Below are 18,392 nucleotides of genomic sequence, written 5' to 3' on the forward strand. Positions count from 1 at the left end.
ATGAATAGCCTACTGCCGAGCAATAGCACGCAACTGGAGCGCGCCCTAGAAGCGGCGTTCTATGAAAAAACCATTGTTCCGCTACGCACGCTCTACAACGCCGACACCTGCCCAGTGCATTTACTGCCGCACCTTGCGTGGGCCTGGTCGGTCGATCGCTGGGATTACCGGTGGAGCGAGGCGACCAAGCGCGCCGCGATCAAGGCGTCGTATTACATCCATGCCCACAAGGGCACCATCGGCGCCTTGCGCCGGGTGGTCGAACCCCTGGGCTATCTGATCGAGATTATCGAGTGGTTCAACACGGTGCCGGAGGGGGTGCCGGGCACCTTCGCGCTCAAGGTTGGCGTGCTGGACACCGGGATCACTGAGGAAATGTATCAGGAGCTGGAGCGCCTGATCGACGATGCCAAGCCGGTGACCCGGCATCTGACGGGCTTGGCGATCAGCCTCGAAAGCCAAGGCGTTTTGAACGTCGCGGTCAGCGTTTACGAAGGCGACGAAATCGACGTTTACCCACCGGTTGCGCGTGACATCGAGGTCAGCGGCACCCTCGGCGTAGTTGGCCGCGAACACTCCATAGACACCCTGGACGTTTATTATGATTGATGCGAATTCGCAGTTTTTCGCCACCCTCACGAATGTGGGGATGGCCAAGCAGGCAAACGCCGACGCGCTCGGCGTTGCTTGGACGTTTGCCCAAATGGGCGTGGGCGATGCCAACGAAACCGACCCGATCCCTAGTGCGGCGCAGACCCAACTGATCAATGAGCGCCGCCGCCGGCCGCTGAATCAGGTACGGGTCGACCCGGTCAATCCGGCGGTGATCATCGCCGAGCAGATTATCCCGGCCGATGAGGGGGGGTGGTGGATTCGCGAAATTGGCCTCTATGATGCGGACGGCGATCTGGTCGCGGTGGCAAACTGCGCGCCGAGTTACAAGCCGGTGCTGTCGCAAGGCTCGGGCCGCACGCAGGTGGTGCGGATGAACTTCATCGTGGCCAGCACCGGCAACATCACGCTAAAGATTGACCCGGCGGTGGTGTTGGCAACCCGTGAATACGTTGATACGCGGATCATCGAAGAGCTAAATAAGCTCGACAGCAAGCAATCGGTGCGCGTGGCCACCACGGCCAACATCGTGCTGGCCGGGCTTCAGACTGTCGACGGCGTGGCCTTGGCGGCGGGTGATCGCGTACTGGTGAAAAACCAAGTCGTGGCCAAGGACAATGGCATTTGGCTGGTGGCGGCGCTGGCGTGGAAGCGCGCGGCGGATGCCGAAAGCAACGCCGAAATCACCTCGGCGCTGTTGACGTCGGTCGAGCAGGGCACCACGCAAGCCGACACCCGTTGGCAGTTGGTCACCGATGGGGCGATTGTGGTCGGTACCACGGCGCTGACGTTCCAGAACGTGACGCAAGGCTTTGCGCCGATCAACTCGCCGGCCTTGGTCAACCCCACGGCGAACACGCCGGCGCAGTTCGACAGTTCGCTGTTGCTGATCAACGGGGCGTTTCTGAAGCGGCGCGGGGTGGAGTTCGGCGACTACACCAACTACTCGGCGTCTGCGGTGCTGACGTTCGCTGATGTTGGCAAGGTGGCGGCCTTTGCTTCTGCCACCAGCGGGGCAATGGTGGCCACGCTGCCCACTGGGGTGATCCCGCGCGGCGCCGTGGTTGAGGTTGTCTGCGGGCAGGGCACGGTCACGGTCACGGCTGGCGGTACCGACATCATCGACGCCGTGAACTACGTCGGAAACATCGCGATGGGGCTGGGCGACACCGCCCGGTTTATTCGCATTGGTACGCTGTGGCGGCTGGTTGGTGGCTCGGTATCGCTCAAGTATGCCGGGGTTATGTTAGGTGCGAACTGGTTCACTCAGCCACAGTTCACCGGCGATAAGTCCTTGGCCACTTGCGAGTTCGTAATGCGTGAAAAAGGCGGCTACAGCGGTTTTACCGCGTTAGCTGCCTCTCGCTCCGTCACGGCGGCGGATGCCGGAAAGCTTTTGTGGGTTTCGACTCCTGGTATGACGCTCACGCTCCCGACGCCAGTGGGCCTAGGGTTTCCGCAAGGAATCTCGATTACAGTTTTCGCGACAACTGTCCCTATGACGATTGTGACAGGCGCTGGCGCAACGCTTAACAACGCAGTCGGGACCGTTAGTTCTATTGTGCTTCTTCCGGGGCAAAGCCTGACGCTGGTGGCGATCGGCACCAATGGTTGGCAGCTTGTATCGTCGACAAGTGGTCTAGGGACTAACGCCGATTTCGCCGCATTGCTGGCCTCTTCTGGATGGAAGAACAGCCCTGCTGGGGATGTTGAGCAATGGGGCATTCTTCCCGCAATTGCGGCTAACAGCTCAGTATTGATTACCTTCCCGAAGGCTTTTCCAGCCAACGTGTTTGCCGTCGCCCCATCACCTGGTGCAACCGGTGCGGCGTCGCCAGGTGTCGGATACCAAAACGTGTCGCTTACGCAAGTGCGGTTCTGGAATCTGTCAGCCAGCGCTGCGACTTTGCAGGGCTCATGGCGAGCCTTCGGTAACTAAGGGGATTCTTATGTTTGCTTCAAAATCAACTCGCGGGTTTTACGAGCCAGACCGCCAGTCGCCCATTCCAGAGGATGCGGTGGAAATTCCGGATGAGCTACATGCTGAGCTGCTGGCCGGCGAGGTGCTAGGGCTGGTTATCAACTTTGACAATGACGGTTATCCGTTTTTGGCCGACCCGCCGCCGCCATCGCCGGAAGAACAGGCCGCTACCGAGCGCGCCTGGCGCGATGCGCTGCTGTCGGCGACCGATGGTGTCGTGACCCGGCACCGTGACGAGGGCGAGGAAGGGCTAGCGACCACCCTCACGGCCGAGCGGTACAGCGAGCTATTGACGTATCGCCGACAATTGCGCGAATGGCCGCAAGGCGCCGAGTTTCCCCTGGTGGATCATCGCCCGATCGCGCCGCCCTGGCTGGCCGAGCAAACCCAATAAACGCCCCGCACTGACGGGGCGTTTTCTTTTCCGTTACGCGTAACACGATCACCCCTCACAGCCTCGCTCATGCGGGGCTTTTTCGTTACTGGAGACTGACATATGAGCTTTTTTCACGGCGTCACGACCGCGCTGATCGAGACGGGGGCGCGCACTATCTCGCTGCCGTCGTCCTCGATCATCGGCCTGTGCGACACCTTCACCCCGGGCATTCTCGGCGGCGGTACGGCCAAGGCTGGCGATCTGGTATTGCTCACGTCTGAGCGCGAAGCCATTGCCGCGTTCGGTGCGGGCTCGGCGATCGCCAAGGCGGCAGCGGCCATCTACGTGCGCGCCAAGGCGGTGATCGTCGCGGTGGGCGTGCCCAAGCTCGAAGACGAAGCGCTGCAAACGTCGGCCATCATCGGTGGTGTGTTGGCCTCCGGCCAGCGGACCGGTTTGCAGGCGCTGCTCGACGGCAAGAGCGTGCACAACGCCCAGCCCAAGTTGCTGATTGCTCCGGGGCATTCCGCCACCCAGGCGGTGGCGACCGCTATGGATGCCTTGGCCGGCAAGCTGCGTGCGATCGCTATCGTGGATGGCCCGAACACCACCGACGAAGCGGTGATGGAATATGCCGAGAACTTCGGCAGCAAGCGCATTTACATGGTCGATCCGGGTGTGCAGTTCTGGGACACGATCGAGAGTGCGACAGTCGATGCGCCGGGCTCGGCCTGGGTCGCTGGGTTGTTCGCCTGGACCGATGCCAACTACGGCTACTGGGCGTCGCCGTCGAACAAAGAGTTTGTCGGCATCACCGGCACCAAGCGGCCGATTGAATACCTCGACGGCGACGAAACTTGCCGGGCCAACCTGCTGAACAACGCGTTCATCGCGACGATCATTCGTGACGGCGGTTATCGCCTGTGGGGCAACCGCACGCTGTCCAGCGACCCGAAATGGTCGTTTGTCACCCGCGTGCGCACCTGCGACATCCTCATGGATGCAATCCAGGCAGGGCACAAATGGGCGGTCGACCGCTCGATCACCAAGACCTATGTCAAGGAAGTGACCGAAGGCCTGGACGCGTTCATGCGCGATCAGAAAAACGCTGGTGCCATCATCAACTTCGAAGTGTTCGCCGATACCGAGCTCAACACCGCCAGCCAGATCGAACAGGGCAAGGTGTATTGGCGCATCCGCTTCACCGACGTGCCGCCGGCGGAAAACCCGAACTTCCTGATTGAAGTCACCAACCAGTGGCTGACCGAAGTCCTCGACGCTTAAGGAGCGCTTTGCATGATTCCTCAAACCCTGTTCAACACCAACCTGTTCGTCGACGGCGTCAACTTTGCCGGCGACGTGCCGAGCCTGACCCTGCCCAAGCTGACGGTGAAAACCGACGAGTACCGGGCCGGCGGCATGGCCGGTTCCATCGAGATGGCCCAGGGCCTGGAAAAGATGGAAGCGACCTTTGTCACCAAGGGCGTGCGCCGCGAGTCGCTCAAGCACTTCGGTCTGGCCGATGGCTCGGCGTTCAACGCGTCGTTTCGTGGTGCCTTCCGTGGCCACAAAGGTACGGTCACGGCGGTCGTGGCGACCCTGCGCGGGCTGCTGAAAGAGGTCGACCTCGGTGATTGGAAGGCCGGTGATCCGGCGGAGATCAAACACGCGATCGCGCCGGTGTACTACAAGCTCGAAATCGATGGCCGCGTGATGTACGAAATCGACATGATCGCCGGCATTCAGGTGATCGATGGCGTAGACCAGCTTGCCGATGTGCGCTCCGCACTCGGCCTCTAAGGGAATAGAACCGGATGACCATGCAAACTGCAAATAAGCTGCCGGCCTGGCTGTCGATCGACACTGACCGTGCGGTGGTTACCCTCTCGCGACCGAGCGAGGTCAATGGGGTGAAGGTCGATACGCTCGTACTGCGTGCGCCACTGGTGCGCGAAGTCCGCGCCGCTGACCGCGCCGCCGGTGACGATGACGAACTGCGCGAGCTGCAGCTGTTCGCCAGTCTGGCCGAGGCGGGTCTCAAGGATCTGGAAGGCCTGAAGGTGGTGGACTATCGCCGTCTGCAGGCGGCCTATTCGAACCTGGTGCCGCACGCCGACTATTCGAAATCGCTCCCGGCCTGGTTGTCGGTCACCGCCGAAAATGCGGTGGTCAGCCTGTCGCGCCCGAGCGAGGTCAATGGCGTGCAGATCGACAAACTGACCCTGCGCTCGCCGACGGTACGCGAAGTGCGCGCCGCGGATCGGACGGCCGGCGGTGACGATGAGCAGCGCGAACTGGTGCTGTTCGCCGAACTGGCCGGTGCGGCTATCGCCGATCTGGAGGGCCTGAAAGTGGTGGACTACAACCGTCTGCAGGCCGGTTATTTTCGCCTGGAGCAAGACGACGGGATTTGATCCGGGGGTGATGAAGATGGTGGCGAAACGTCTCGCGGCGGACACCGGATTCTCCGCCGCCGAGATTCAGTCGATGCCGTTTTCCGAGATGGTTTGGTGGCTCACGGATTGAGCCGCTTCCGGTAATGCTCTGCACAGGGGAGCCATGACATGGCGAACAAACTCTCCCTCGGGTTGGTGATCGGCGGGGCCGTCAGTCCTACGGTCGGCACTGCGTTCAATGAGGTCACCGGGCGCATCAAGCGCCTGGAAGCGGAAGGCAACAAGGCGCGGGTGCTGCAGCGCACCATTGGCGACACAATTCGCCTGCGCGATGAATGGAAAAAGGCCCACGACAGCGGCGCCGCAGGGGCGTCCAAACTGCTGGGTCGCCTGAATTCCAACCTCGACAGTCTGAAGAAACAGGGCATCGAGGTCGGTCGTCTGGAAAAGGCCTACCGCTCTTTGGGCCAATCCGCGAACAAGGCGGAACTCAAGGCCAAGGGTTACCAGCAGATCGATGCCGGCAAAGCCGGGATGAAAAGCACGGTCGGTCAGGCCGTGGCCGGGGTGGCAACGGTGGGCATTGCGACCAAAGTCAGTGCCGACTTCGGGGCCATTGTCCGTGACATCGCGATCAAGGCCGGGATTGCCAACGATCCGAAAGAAAAGCAGGTATCGCAGAAGATCATCGAGACTTCGCGCGACACCGGCATGGCGCGCAATGACGTCGCCGACGTGGTCAACCAGTTGGTCGGGGCCGGGATGGACCTGGCCAAGGCGCTGGAATATGCGCCGGTCGCGGCCAAGTTTGCCGTGGGCCAGGGCTCGAACGGCGCCGACACGGCGAAGATGATCAACGCGCTGGGGCAGAATGCCAAGATCACCGACGCCAAACAGATGCAGCAGGCACTCGAAGCCATTGCCTTTCAGGGGCAGGCTGGCAGCTTCGAGGCGGTCGACATGGCCCGTTGGTTTCCCGAACTGCTGTCGAACATGGGCAACCTGAACATCACCGGCATGGACGCGGTGACGCAGCTGGGCGCGATGCTGCAGGTGCAGATGAAAACTGCTGGCGGCGCCGATGAGGCGGCGAACAACCTCAAAAACTGGATGGGCAAGATCGGTTCAACCGACACCGTGGAGGCCTATAAAAAGGCCGGCATCGACTACAAGGGCTCGATGCAGACCGGGTTGCAGAACGGCATGTCGACGCTGGAGTCGAGCATGGCGTTGGCGCAGAAGTACATTCAGGCCACCGATCCGAAACGGGCGGCGCTGATGGCCGAAGCCACTTCGAAGATCAGCCAGGAGGCGGATCCGGAAAAGGCCAAGGCCATGATGGCGTCGCTGGAGGAGGCTTTGCGCACCGGCGACCTGTTCGCCGACATGCAGGTCAAGGCCGCACTTTCGGCCTACCTGCAGAACAAGGCGCTGTACAGCCAGCTGAAAAACGACTCGCGCGAAGCCTCGGGCATCCTCGACAAAAACCTCGCCGAGCGGCGCGAGTCGTCGTCACAGAAGTGGGCGGAAATGGCGCAGTCGATGGACGATGCCATGCGCAGTGTGGGCGATGCCCTGCGGCCGGTGACGGATACCGTGGTCGAAGGCCTGACCAAGCTCACTAAAGGCATCACCGCGCTGGCGGACAGTTCGCCCGGTGTGGTCACTGGTATTGCGGCGGTCGGGGGTGGATTGCTCGCGCTGCAGACAGCAGTTAGCTCGTTCAAGATCGGCAAGGGATTGCTCAATCTGGCGCGTGGGACATTGGGCAAAGGCAAGTCCGGCGAGGTGCAGAAGGTCTTTGTCACCAACTCGTTGGAGGGAGACCGTGTCGGCACAGTGGCAGAGCCCAAGGGCAAAGCGGGTAAGGCTCTGTCCCTGGTCGAGACGGGGTTGAAGGCTGTCGCGGCCTTCAAGGGGGCGCCCGAGGCCAGTGACACCGCTGACGGACAGGAGGGAAAGAAAACCGGTGGTCTCGATCTGGTGGCGACCGGCCTCAAGGTGGTGTCGCTCGCCAAGGAGGCCACCGGCGACGGTGAGGTGCAAGCCGGTCTGGAAGACGGCAGCGTCAGGAAGGTGTTTGTGGTGAACGCGGCGGCCATGGGCGGCGGTGGCGGGGGACCGTTTGAGAATCGTCGTCGGGCTCGCGGGACGCCTCGCACTGCCTCGCGGCGGCGTCGGGTTGCCACGCCGCCAAGGCCGAGCGGTCCGTCCCGTCCGGCGGTGCCCGCGCCTCGACCGGCCACACCGGTACCGCGACCGTCAATGTCCGTGCCTAGGACACCAGCGCCGGTGCCCGTGCCGCGACCTCCGGTGCCCGTGCCGCGTCCACCGGTACCGCTGCCGCCAACCGGGGGGGTCATGGCCAAAGTGGCGGCTGTGGCGGGAACGGTGGGGAAGGTCGGCAAGGTGGGCAAAGTGATCCCGGGCGGCTCGTTGTTGGAGGCGGGAAGCATGGCCGTCGACACTTACCTGAATGCCGAAACGAAAGATCAAAAAGCCGAAGGTTACGGTGCGGCAGCGGGTTCGCTGGCAGGCACCATGGCCGGCGCCGCTGCCGGGGCGGCCATCGGTTCGGTGGTGCCCATCATCGGTACCGCGATTGGTGGCTTGGTCGGTGCGTATCTGGGCAGCATGGGCGGCACCGCATTGGGTGGGGTCGTGGGCAAATCGTGGTTTGGTGGCGAGGAAGAAAAGCCCGCAGCACCGGCAACACCGTTGTTGGTGGCGCCTCGGCCGGGGCCGGTGGTGCCCAGCTTGGCCAGCATGGGGCGATCCTTCAATGGGGCGAACGAGCCCGGCGCGCTACTGATGGCGTCCAGTTCTGCACCGCCCACCCCGGCCTTGGGTGACGTCGCCCGCGCACTGGCGACGCCGGCAGCGGGGAAACCAGCAGCGGTGGTGATTCAGCCCAAAGAGCCAGTGAAACCAGCACCCACCAAAGTGGAGCAGCAGTTCCAGTACTCACTGAGCATGCCGGTCACGGTGCAAGGCGACGTCAAGGATCCGCAGCGTCTGGCTCAGGACTTGATGCCGCACATGCAGCGAATGATGGCCGACGCTGCGAAACAGAACGCGTCGAGCCAGTTGTTCGATGAACCCCACTTGTAAGGAGAACCCATGGCTTACATGGAGCAATTGCAGGCTGGCCTCAAGTACCTGGTCGAAGCCGGGGAGTCCGGACGCCGCAGTGCGGACGGCATGCTCGGCCCGGTCAATGGTGCGATCAGTGAAATTACCGGTGCCGCGTCCGAGCTGGAGAATATTCCGTTCGTGGGGTCGGCAATCGGCGCCAAGCTGCAGCGGGTAATGCGCGGGGTGAATGCGGCGCAAGCCAAGGTTGGGCAGGTGGTGGCCACCTACGGGCGGGCTACCCGGGCCGCCGCGGAAGTGCAGGAGCGCATGGGCACGCTGAAGGAGCAGGCGGGTAAGGCGGCGACGGCGATCAACAAGATCGCCGGCAAGGTCAGCCCGTCGCTGGCCAACATCGTGCCCACCAGTGCGTTTGCCACCGATGCCACGCCGGCGCCCGAAGCGGTGAAGCCGTTCCCACACCTGTTGATCATTCAACCGCAGGATCCCAAAGCGCAGCCGTACTATTTCAATCTGGACACGGCGGCCTTCGACGAGCTGTCACGTTCGACCGAGTTTCGCTGGGCCTCGCAAGAGCGCCTGTCGCGTCGGCCGGCGCAGCAGGCGGTGGGCATCGGTGAAGAGAAAATCACCTTGAAGGGTACGATTTACCCGGGCTTCAAGGGCGGGCTGAAGCAGCTCGACACCTTGCGCAGCATTGGCGCGCAATTGAAGCCGTTAACCCTGACCACGGGGTATGGCGATGTCATGGGTACCTGGTGCCTGAAGACCATCTCGGAAGAGCAGGGGGCGCTGATGCACGGCGGGATTCCGCGTAAACAAGGATTCACTCTGGAGTTTGTACGCTATGGCGACGACATGCAGAACGTCTGATGGGGATCTGCTGGACACCATCTGCCATAACTTTTATGGCCACTTGGTGGGCAGTGTTGAGGCGGTGCTGGATGCCAATCAGGGCCTGGCCGATGAGCCGCAACCCTATCGCGCCGGCGTGGTGATCACCCTGCCGGATCTGGCTACGCCGGTACAGGAACAGGTCACGCTATGGGATTGATGGTCTACACTCGTGCCGCTTGATAACTCAAGCTCCTTACTTTCATACCCGCCTTGTGCGGGTTTTTTTTGGAAAAATTCCATGACTCCTAGGTTTCGCATCGTCGCCAATGGCGCCGATATCACGGCCTTGATCAATGATCGGCTGATTCAGCTGCGCACCCTGGACAAGCCCGGGATGGAATCCGATGAGTTCGAATTGCGCATCGATGATCGCGATGGCCAGGTGACGTTGCCGTCCCGTGGTAGTGCCATCGAGGTCTACCTCGGTTACGCCGAAACGTCGCTGGCCCGCATGGGGCGCTACGTGGTCGACGAGGTCGAGGTCTCGGGACCACCGGACACGCTGGTGATCAAGGGCAAGGCCAGCGATATGCGCGGCACGGGCAAAACCATTCGCAGTGGCAGTTGGGAAAACGTGCCGCTGTCGACCATCGTGACCGACATTGCCGCGCGCAACGGCTGGCAGCCAGGGTGTCCGGTGGCCACCAAAGTGGTCCGGGCGGATCAGCTCAACGAGTCCGATTTCAATTTCCTCACTCGTCTAGCCAAGCAGTACGACTGCACCGCCAAGGTGGCCGAGGGCAAGTTGCTGGTGATGCCGCGTCAAGGCGGGCAGAGCGCAAGCGGCAAGGCCTTCGGCGCCATCACCCTGACGCGCAGCGATGTCAGCCGTTGGCAGTTTCGTCTGGGTGATCGCAATGCACACAAGACGGTGGCAACCAAACATCAGGACAAGAAAAACGGAAAGCTGGTGGTGGTCTCCCTGGACAACGACGACGTACCGGATGGCCTGCCGGCGGTGCACACCGACCGGCATATCTACCCCAACAAAACCGCTGCCGAGGCGGCCGCCAAGGCCCGCTTGGCCGCGTTCAATCGCTCCGGTGCGGGTGTGCGTCTGGAGATGCCCGGGCGCACGGACATCTTCGCCGAACGATCGATCAATGCCCAGGGCTTCAAGGAGGGGCTCGACGGTGAGTACCTGACGGATTCGGTCGAACAGGTTTACACCCAGTCCGGCTGGTCAACCACGGTGGAGTGCAACGGTGGCAAGCAGGGCAAAGCCAAGGCCAAAGGCAAGAAGAAAAAACAACCACAAGACCTGAAGGTGGTGCAGCTGAATCAATAGCAGCGTCCTCCGTCACAGCAATAGGAGCAAGCGAATGACGTTAACTGAGCAACAACTCCAACGCATCATGCCCAACGCCCGCCGCCAAGCGGGCGTTTTCGTATCCGCGCTCAACGTGGCCATGGCCCACCGACAAATCAACACGCCGAAACGTCAGGCCGCGTTCCTCGCGCAGGTCGGGCACGAATCGGGTCAATTGCAATACGTACGTGAGCTGGGTGGCGATCAGTACCTGAGCAAATACGACACCGGCAATCTGGCGGTGAGGCTGGGCAACACCCCGGAAACGGATGGGGATGGTCAGCGCTATCGCGGTCGTGGCCTGATTCAGATCACCGGCCACAGCAACTACCTACGCTGCAGCCTGGCGCTGTTCGGTGATGAACGCCTGCTGCGCAACCCTGAGCTACTCGAACTGCCGCAATGGGCTGCCGAGTCAGCGGCGTGGTTCTGGTGGATCCGTGAACTGAACACGCTGGCGGATCGGGACGAATTCGAGGCGATCACCCGCAAGATCAACGGCGGCCTCAATGGTCTGGCTGATCGACTGCAGCTGTGGGAGCGGGCGAGGGCGGTGTTATGCGCCTCGTCGACCTGATCCCTGCGCCGTACCGAGTGTTGGTAGTCGGCAGCCTACTGGTTGCAGTCGCGGGTAGTGCTGCCGCGTTGGCCTGGCAGGTCCAGGCTTGGCGCTACGGTAAGCAACTCGCCGAACAGGCCCAGCTGCATACCGACACTCTCAATCAACTGGCCTTAGCCTCGGCCGCGCAACAGCGGGCCGAACAGGACAAACGTCTGGCCCTGGAGCAGCGGCTTTCGGTCAGCGAACAAAACCATTACCGAGCATTGAGCGATGCCCAACGTGATCAAGGTCGCCTGCGCGACCGCCTTGCCACTGCTGATGTGCGCCTGTCAGTCCTACTCGACGCCACCGATTCAGCCAGCGGCTGCGCAATGTCAGCCACCACCGCCCCCGGCGGCGTGGTTCATGGCCCCACAAGAGCCCAACTTGACCCAGCGCATGCTCAACGAATTATCGGCATCACCGATGCCGGCGACCAAGGACTGATCGCCTTGGCGGCCTGTCAGGCCTACGCCAAAGAAGTCTCAACACCGAAGTGAAAAGAGCGACCGGGCTGGATGCGTCAACATCCAGCCCGGCCGCCGTCCCTGCAGATCGTCCCTGCAAGTCCAGCCAAGGCTCTTACTCCGTGCACGAAGCGCGGCGAGCCTAGCACCTGTTTATCCATACAGTAAAGGTCTTGCACTCTATGTCTACTCCCATCATTCCTTGGATGGGCGGCAAACGCCGCCTGGCCGACCGCCTCATTCCGCTCTTCCCACCCCACGAATGCTACGTCGAGGTCTTTGCCGGTGGTGCTGCGCTGTACTTCATGCGACCCCAGGCTGCGCCCGTTGAAGTTCTGAACGACATCAATGGAGATCTGGTCACGTTGTATCGCGTCGTGCAGAACCACCTCGAAGAATTCGTGCGCCAGTTCAAATGGGCGCTGAGCTCGCGCCAGGTGTTCGAGTGGCAGAAGATGACCCGTCCCGAAACCCTCACCGACATCCAGCGTGCTGCCCGATTCTTCTACCTGCAGCACCATGCCTTCGCCGGCAAGGTCACCGGGCAGACGTTCGGTACCGCCACCACTGGCCCAGCGATCAACCTGTTGCGGATCGAGGAGAACCTCTCGGCTGCCTGGCAGCGCCTGTCCGGCACTTACGTCGAACACTTACCATGGCTTGATTGCGCCGAGCGCTACGACCGTGCCCACACCTTCCATTACATGGATCCGCCTTACTGGCAGACCGCCGGCTATGGCGTGGACTTTCCATTCGAAAACTACGAGCGGATGGCTGATTTCATGCGGCGGTGCAAAGGCAAAGTGATGGTCAGCATCAACGATCACCCGGATATTCGTCGTGTGTTCGAGGGTTTTCATTTTGAAATGCTGGACATTCGCTATTGCAACACCAACCAGCGTCAGGGGAAAGCCGAGGTGAGTGGTGAACTAGTGGTCATGAACTGGCTACCTTCCGCATTAGGCGGGTTGTTTTAGTTATCACCAAAGAATTTTTTAGCAAAAAATTGAAGCAGCCGTACAATCTCAATGGCAAGAATTAGGCACAGTCGTGCAGAGCTAATGAACTTCATTGACTTTCTCGAGTTGATTAGAAGTGCGGCGTACTGAGTGCGCCGTGATGCCTTACTTGTATTGGTTAGGTGGATAACACCTTAGTTTCAATTTGTGGCGTTCGTCAAGAGGGCTGATTTTAATTGCCCTGTGGGCTGTGCCCTAGGGCAAAGGGTGTATGTACGGAGTGTGCCCTCGGGCTGAGGGTGTATGGGGGCTACGGATGCTGAGCAGTTTGATGGATATGTATCGAGGGTTTGTATATTGAAATAATATTGAAAGCATATTAATTCAGTGGCGAATTAACGAATTAGCGAATTAACGAATTAACGAATTAGCGAGTTAGCGAATTAACGAATTAACGAATTAACGAATTAACGAATTAACGAATTAATGAATTAATGAATTAATGAAATGACGAATTAATGAAATGACGAAATGACGAAATGACGAAATGACGAAATGACGAAATGACGAAATGACGAAATGACGAAGTGAGGTATTAGCAAAGAGGGGGAGGATCATCCGGATCGGGGGTTTTCCAGTCCGCGCTCGAAGAAAAGTGAAAACACTGGCGGCGACTTAAAACAGTTCATTGCCCTCGGACACGTCCTCTGCCAGCCGTATCAAATCTGGATCTTGATTTCGCACATTGCCAATGGTCCGGTCGACCTTGAACCACTCGAACGCCTCAGGCGGCTCACTCTAGAGCAAGACCATCTATTCGGAGCGCTCCTTGTGTGTGGCTGGGTCCGACCATTGCCTCGCGAATTCGGGAGGTAAAGTCGTTCGCTATGCGGCTCTACGTAACGCATCGCTCTGTGAACCACGTGTATAGATGGCGTGCTGCTGATATTTTTTGTGGTACACTTTTGTGTGTGTACATGAATTGGTACAAGAAAATGAAGGCAACTCCTAAATCGATACCCTACGCAGAATTCGGCGAACTGCTGGCTCGGCTCCGCATGGCGGCGGGTTTCCCTAAGCAGCAAGAGCTGGCCACAGCTCTCGGGAAAACCCAGCAATCAGTGAGTCGCTGGGAGAAAGGGGTTGCCCGCCCACGATCCAGTGACATTGCCTCGTTGGAGAGGCTGGTTGGAGCTAAGGAAAACGAACTCCTAATCGCTGCGGGATATAAGACAGCTAAGGTGGATCTTCGCATCGAAACGGCCACCTCCTATGACCGTCCGCTGCCGCTCTCTGCTCTGCATCCGGATACATTTGAAAGCTTCTGCGCGTCCCTTTTGGACCGCCTATACCGACCCTTTGGTGGAAAAGTTAATCGTTATGGGGGTACAGGGCATAAGCAACATGGCATCGACATCGTCGCTACTGGCTCATTCGGGATCTATTCATTTCAATGCAAGCGCGTTAATGAATTTGGCCCCCAAAAAGTCCACACCGCCGTGGCTGAGCAGACTTACGCCGCGGATCTCAAGGTTCTATTGCTGTCCAGCGTCGCGAGCCCTATGGCGCGCGATGCAATGGCTGTCCATGTTGACTGGGAGTTGTGGGACCGAGAGGATATCACCCGAAAGTTTCATGATCTCGCGATGTCCGACCGCCTGGATTTGGTCGACCGTTACTTCAGCGGTCAGCGACTAGATCTATTAGGAGTTGATGAGCCTGGACCGATCCAGACAGCAGAGGTCTTCTTCAAGCCGTTCCTAGTTTCCGACCGCTTCTTCAACCACTGTTGGGCACTTGTTGGCCGCGACGCAGAGGTTTCGCAGGTTGTGGGCTATGTGAAGGATGAGTCTGTGCTCCTAACCTGCCTTGTCGGGGCTCCAGGGTTTGGAAAGAGTCGTGTGCTTCGCGAAGTCACTAAGCAAATAACTGAGAGCACCACGCTGCTGGTCCGATTTGTGTCGCCTACTGAAGACGTCAAGGCTCACCATCTGGACAAACTACGCGACAGCCTCGGTGGAGTGACGCTACTTGTGGTCGATGATGCTCACGAGCGCGAAGATCTCGGCATCCTCCTTAGGTACGCGGCTGTGCCGGAAAATAGAACTCGGTTGCTTTTATCACTTCGTCCCTATGGAAAGGAAAGACTTCGCCTTCAAGCAGCTGATGTAAGCCTCTCGGGATCGTTGGTTAAATTTGTCGATTTGCATCAGCAGACGCGAAATGAAGCGCAAGCATTAGCTGAATCAGTTCTCGCCGAGTGCAATGGTCCTCTGGCAGCCGCTGCCGAAATCGCCCGTGCTACGTTCACAACGCCGTTGGTCACAGTTTTGGCGGCGCAGTTGGTCGCGCGTGATGATGTTCCAATGACGTTGCTGGGCAATTCAGAAGAGTTTCAAACCTATGTGTTGGCCAGTCTACAGGACGTTATCGCGGTCACCTTGGTTTCGGGGCAGGATGTTTCGAAACTCAGGGGGGTGCTGCGGGTTATTGCGCTACTTCAGCCCATAATTCCGGATGACCCGGGTCTCATTAAGATCTTGTCAACGGTCGAAGGGATTGAGGCACCAGACGCGAGTCGGCTGATGCGGTTGTTAGGGGATGCAGGCGTTTTATTCAAGCGCGGGGTCCGCTCGCGGCTTGCTCCAGATCTGTTGGCAGATGAAATCATTCGTTCGAATTATCTTGATGCGGATCACAAGGCGAACGAGCTCGTTACATCGGTCTTCGATCTCGCAGGCGCCGACCACCTGAAAAACTTGTTTGTTAATCTTGGTCGGCTGGACTGGCGCTTACGCGAAGGAAAGACTGACGACAGCGCGTTATTGACCAGTCTCAGCCCCAAGTTATGTTGGGGCACGAAATACAACAACCCACATGTAGAAGCGGTCGAGGCGGTTGCCTACTACCAGCCCAGGTTTGCGCTGGACTTCGCGAAACGCCTCATCAACGAAAAGCATGGTGAAAGCTCGGCTGTGTGCAACATGGTGCGTAATGCAGCATATACGTACGATCACCTCCAAGAAGCATGTTCCCTACTTTGGACCGCAGGCCGCAGCGATGTCCGTGCGCTGAATCAGCAGCCGAGTCACGGCATCCGCATCCTTACGGAATTGGCTACGTTTGAGTTGAACAAACCGATCGGGTACGTGCGCGAAGTTGTTCGCTTCGCATTTTCGCTCCTGGAAAGGCCTATTTCGCTCAGTTCGGCTCATACGCCTTTCACCATCCTTGAGGGAGCGCTGGGCACTGAGATTGAGTCGACGAGTTACAATCGCGTGACCTTAACTATCACCCGTCATCAGCTTTCCCTGAGCGCAGCAAAAATCGTTAGGGATGAGGTAACGGAAGCACTGCTCAAGTATTTGCGTGAAGGCCCACCTCGAAGAGCGTTTCTCGCCGCACAGACAATAGCTCAAGCCTTGCGCGGTCCAATGCACGGTGACTCTTCCGACCAAGAATGGACGCGAGAGCACCAGGGCCTCTTGCAGAAGCTTCAAGTCGTACTGCGAGAGGTGTATTTGCCGCCCGTCGTGTTGGTTCGACTCGCGCAGTCCATCTCTTGGCATGCGTTTTACGGTGGGTCTGAGACATCTGGCGATGCGCGCGCCATCATGGCTTTGTTAAACCGAGACTTGAAGACTCGACTCATGCGGGCGCTTATCGACGGCTGGGGCTCGGAAACTTGGAGGCGCAGCCAGTCGCTTAACCGTGAGGAGCATGAGAGCGATCGCGTAATCCTGACGACTGAATTAATGGCTGCGTTCCCTGATGCTGGGGGCTTGTTTGATGAGTTGAATGACTGTTTGCAGGACATTAAGAGCGTAGCCCTCAATGGCTACGGCTCTCCCTTCCTGCTCGTGAATCATCTGCTCAGTTCCGTACCAAGCCTTGCTGCCGAATTGCTTCGCAGAAACAACGAGGGCCAAGTCGGTCATCTCGCCCCAAATGTAGGCAAGGCTCTGAGTGTGGCTGTTGAAGCTGGGTACTCAGAGTTAGTGATGGGTTATGTAGGTCGCTCGGAGGGCTCCACTGAAGTATTGGCTCAACTCGCTGAGGCATACGCCAGGTTTGAATCGTCACGGTCATACACTCCACAAGAGGTTGCCCTGTTCAGGCGCATCTTTGAGTCTAATGATGCGGACGTACTGTTCGCCGCGTCTAATCTGGCGCGCCAGGTGGCTGCTAAAAATCCAGCTCTGGCAGTCGAGCTCATTTGCTCGGCAAATTTTGAAGTGAATACCGCGGCGACTCACGACATGTTCATGTTGATCGCCGGCGGGACACCCATTCCGAAAGTCGACATCGATAGCAGACGAGGCGAGCTTTTGAGTAAGCTTGTAGTGATGAAGGCGCTTGGCGACTACTGGGTTCAGTCCTTCCTCGCATCGTCAATCAAAGAGGACCCTTCAGCTGTCGTAGCGCTGGTCAAGGCGCGTCTTGTCGAGGCGGCGCGTCGAAAAGATTGGTCTTATAAGCCTCTAAGTAAAGAGCGCAACGAAAACTGCCTTAGTCTCATGAGTATCGAGGCCGGGCCACGTCTAATAAGAGAGCTACTTGACTGGGCGCTCAATGAATCGGCAGATACTCGGGGGACGCGGGGTTTTGGCGACGCAATTGCCGGCCTTTGCGGTGACTATGACGAGCTGCTGCTTGATCTACTTCTTGCGTGGATGTCATCGGGTTCGCAAACACATGCCACGCTCGTAGCCAGAATACTGCGGAAAAGTCAGCCGACCTTTATCTATGATCATCCAAAGTTTATCCGTGACATCCTCAATGCGGCAGAACTCATTGGCGAAGAAGCGCTAGATGCTATTCGCTCATCAATCGAGGCGTCAGTATATTCTGCTGTTCGAGGAGGAGTGGCTGGTGAGCCGTTCCCAGAGGATGTCCGGCAAGAACAGCACTGCGTGAAGATGCTTGAGGCGCTCAGTCGCGTAGAGCCCGCATTTGAACTGTATGACGGACTACTTCGGAGAGCGCGCGATGCAATAGCGCGCCAACGAAAGTCAAAGGAAGCTTTAGAGGATGAAGATGACTAAACCAGGCGTACGGATGCGGAAAAGATTTAGGGCCAAATAAGGGCTGCCATGGACCGCATTGTGCCTCAGCTCCGGCCCCGATTACCGATTACCGATTACCGATTACCACTTGCCCAAAGCGATAACGAAGGAGCAGCCATGAATTACCTGAAAAACGAAAAAGCCCAACACATCGCTGAGCTTGCTGAGGCTAGTTTCAATTTTGATCAGTCCAAAGCGGTTGGGGTTGCTTACGATAGTGATGATTTCATTGATCGGATTCTGGCTCCAGCATCCGAGCCGCGGCAAGCTTTGCTTGATGAGCTAGATACCCTCTCGCAAGCAGAGGCGGTGGAGCTGGTGGCTTTGATGTACGTTGGTCGAGGGGATTACATTGACGACCAAAACGATAAAGGCCAGGTGATGGACGCTTTTCAGACGCAGGTTGATGATTTCTCAAATCGAGAAGCAGAGGAGCTGACGCGTATCTGTGCTGAGAAGGATCTAGTTTTGCATCTTTACCTGAAAGAGGGCCTGAAGAGCCTCGCTTAAGCAAGGTAACCACGTAGAGCCTCTCCAGTTTTAGGGCAAAATTAGGGCAAACTAGAGGCCGCCACGTACCGCTATAGGCTGAAGGCGAAGTTTTTTTTCCTTATTTTAGTGGCCCACAGCGGCCC

The 18,392-nt window shown here is 58.8% G+C and carries 15 protein-coding genes; all 15 read left to right on the top strand.

All coding sequences use genetic code 11. The features are described 5' to 3' along the window. The 15 genes from PSJE_RS15715 (at nucleotide 1) to PSJE_RS15790 (ending at nucleotide 18,267) form a co-directional block, all read left to right on the top strand. Nucleotides 1-609, top strand: coding sequence for a phage tail protein I (locus tag PSJE_RS15715; RefSeq protein WP_090453461.1), 609 nt, complete (start codon nucleotides 1-3; stop codon nucleotides 607-609). After that, the gene (locus PSJE_RS31650; RefSeq protein ID WP_235863933.1) at nucleotides 602-2,551 is read left to right on the top strand and encodes a phage tail protein; all 1,950 of its coding nucleotides are present in this window, start codon (nucleotides 602-604) and stop codon (nucleotides 2,549-2,551) included. Before PSJE_RS15715 ends, PSJE_RS31650 begins: the two co-directional genes overlap by 8 nt. 10 nt (nucleotides 2,552-2,561) lie before the next feature. After that, nucleotides 2,562-2,987: a tail fiber assembly protein gene (locus tag PSJE_RS15725; RefSeq protein ID WP_090453463.1), complete on the top strand. Its 426-nt coding sequence runs from the start codon at nucleotides 2,562-2,564 to the stop codon at nucleotides 2,985-2,987. A 102-nt stretch (nucleotides 2,988-3,089) separates the two neighbouring features. Next, a complete protein-coding gene (locus PSJE_RS15730) occupies nucleotides 3,090-4,253 on the top strand; it encodes a phage tail sheath subtilisin-like domain-containing protein (RefSeq protein WP_090453465.1) in 1,164 nt (387 codons plus the stop codon). A 12-nt stretch (nucleotides 4,254-4,265) separates the two neighbouring features. Then, complete coding sequence (locus PSJE_RS15735; RefSeq protein WP_090453467.1) at nucleotides 4,266-4,769, top strand: phage major tail tube protein; 504 nt, start codon at nucleotides 4,266-4,268, stop codon at nucleotides 4,767-4,769. Between the two features lie 20 nt (nucleotides 4,770-4,789). After that, complete coding sequence (locus tag PSJE_RS32225) at nucleotides 4,790-5,383, top strand: phage tail assembly protein (protein WP_167362850.1); 594 nt, start codon at nucleotides 4,790-4,792, stop codon at nucleotides 5,381-5,383. 150 nt (nucleotides 5,384-5,533) lie between these two features. Beyond that, entirely contained in the window at nucleotides 5,534-8,476 is a 2,943-nt protein-coding gene (locus PSJE_RS15745; protein WP_090453471.1) for a phage tail tape measure protein, read from the top strand. 9 nt (nucleotides 8,477-8,485) lie between these two features. Next, nucleotides 8,486-9,331 (top strand): phage tail protein, encoded by an 846-nt coding sequence (locus PSJE_RS15750; RefSeq protein WP_090453473.1) that lies wholly within the window; start codon nucleotides 8,486-8,488, stop codon nucleotides 9,329-9,331. Further along, nucleotides 9,306-9,512 carry a tail protein X gene (locus tag PSJE_RS15755; RefSeq protein WP_090453475.1) on the top strand — a complete coding sequence of 69 codons (207 nt, stop codon included), beginning with the start codon at nucleotides 9,306-9,308 and terminating at the stop codon, nucleotides 9,510-9,512. The genes PSJE_RS15750 and PSJE_RS15755 overlap by 26 nt, the downstream gene beginning before the upstream one ends. 81 nt (nucleotides 9,513-9,593) lie before the next feature. Further along, nucleotides 9,594-10,643, top strand: a complete 1,050-nt coding sequence (locus PSJE_RS15760) for a phage late control D family protein (protein ID WP_090453477.1) — start codon at nucleotides 9,594-9,596, stop codon at nucleotides 10,641-10,643. A gap of 34 nt (nucleotides 10,644-10,677) precedes the next feature. After that, entirely contained in the window at nucleotides 10,678-11,241 is a 564-nt protein-coding gene (locus PSJE_RS15765) for a glycoside hydrolase family 19 protein (protein WP_090453479.1), read from the top strand. Then, complete coding sequence (locus PSJE_RS15770) at nucleotides 11,223-11,765, top strand: lysis protein (protein ID WP_090453481.1); 543 nt, start codon at nucleotides 11,223-11,225, stop codon at nucleotides 11,763-11,765. The genes PSJE_RS15765 and PSJE_RS15770 overlap by 19 nt, the downstream gene beginning before the upstream one ends. Nucleotides 11,766-11,914: 149 nt before the next feature. Further along, nucleotides 11,915-12,709 carry a DNA adenine methylase gene (locus PSJE_RS15775; protein WP_090453483.1) on the top strand — a complete coding sequence of 265 codons (795 nt, stop codon included), beginning with the start codon at nucleotides 11,915-11,917 and terminating at the stop codon, nucleotides 12,707-12,709. A 959-nt stretch (nucleotides 12,710-13,668) separates the two neighbouring features. Next, nucleotides 13,669-17,736 (top strand): helix-turn-helix domain-containing protein, encoded by a 4,068-nt coding sequence (locus PSJE_RS15785; RefSeq protein WP_235863934.1) that lies wholly within the window; start codon nucleotides 13,669-13,671, stop codon nucleotides 17,734-17,736. A gap of 138 nt (nucleotides 17,737-17,874) precedes the next feature. Further along, on the top strand, nucleotides 17,875-18,267 hold the full coding sequence (locus PSJE_RS15790) for a DUF3775 domain-containing protein (protein WP_090453487.1): 393 nt from the start codon (nucleotides 17,875-17,877) through the stop codon (nucleotides 18,265-18,267). Nucleotides 18,268-18,392 lie beyond the last annotated feature (125 nt).

This window comes from Pseudomonas jessenii (genome assembly GCF_002236115.1).
Classification (GTDB): domain Bacteria; phylum Pseudomonadota; class Gammaproteobacteria; order Pseudomonadales; family Pseudomonadaceae; genus Aquipseudomonas; species Aquipseudomonas jessenii.

Coding starts and splice junctions, on each gene's coding strand:
- PSJE_RS15715 (WP_090453461.1), top strand. CDS start 1: ATGAATAGCCTACTGCCGAGCAATAGCACGCAACTGGAGCGCGCCCTA.
- PSJE_RS31650 (WP_235863933.1), top strand. CDS start 602: ATGATTGATGCGAATTCGCAGTTTTTCGCCACCCTCACGAATGTGGGG.
- PSJE_RS15725 (WP_090453463.1), top strand. CDS start 2,562: ATGTTTGCTTCAAAATCAACTCGCGGGTTTTACGAGCCAGACCGCCAG.
- PSJE_RS15730 (WP_090453465.1), top strand. CDS start 3,090: ATGAGCTTTTTTCACGGCGTCACGACCGCGCTGATCGAGACGGGGGCG.
- PSJE_RS15735 (WP_090453467.1), top strand. CDS start 4,266: ATGATTCCTCAAACCCTGTTCAACACCAACCTGTTCGTCGACGGCGTC.
- PSJE_RS32225 (WP_167362850.1), top strand. CDS start 4,790: ATGCAAACTGCAAATAAGCTGCCGGCCTGGCTGTCGATCGACACTGAC.
- PSJE_RS15745 (WP_090453471.1), top strand. CDS start 5,534: ATGGCGAACAAACTCTCCCTCGGGTTGGTGATCGGCGGGGCCGTCAGT.
- PSJE_RS15750 (WP_090453473.1), top strand. CDS start 8,486: ATGGCTTACATGGAGCAATTGCAGGCTGGCCTCAAGTACCTGGTCGAA.
- PSJE_RS15755 (WP_090453475.1), top strand. CDS start 9,306: ATGGCGACGACATGCAGAACGTCTGATGGGGATCTGCTGGACACCATC.
- PSJE_RS15760 (WP_090453477.1), top strand. CDS start 9,594: ATGACTCCTAGGTTTCGCATCGTCGCCAATGGCGCCGATATCACGGCC.
- PSJE_RS15765 (WP_090453479.1), top strand. CDS start 10,678: ATGACGTTAACTGAGCAACAACTCCAACGCATCATGCCCAACGCCCGC.
- PSJE_RS15770 (WP_090453481.1), top strand. CDS start 11,223: ATGCGCCTCGTCGACCTGATCCCTGCGCCGTACCGAGTGTTGGTAGTC.
- PSJE_RS15775 (WP_090453483.1), top strand. CDS start 11,915: ATGTCTACTCCCATCATTCCTTGGATGGGCGGCAAACGCCGCCTGGCC.
- PSJE_RS15785 (WP_235863934.1), top strand. CDS start 13,669: ATGAATTGGTACAAGAAAATGAAGGCAACTCCTAAATCGATACCCTAC.
- PSJE_RS15790 (WP_090453487.1), top strand. CDS start 17,875: ATGAATTACCTGAAAAACGAAAAAGCCCAACACATCGCTGAGCTTGCT.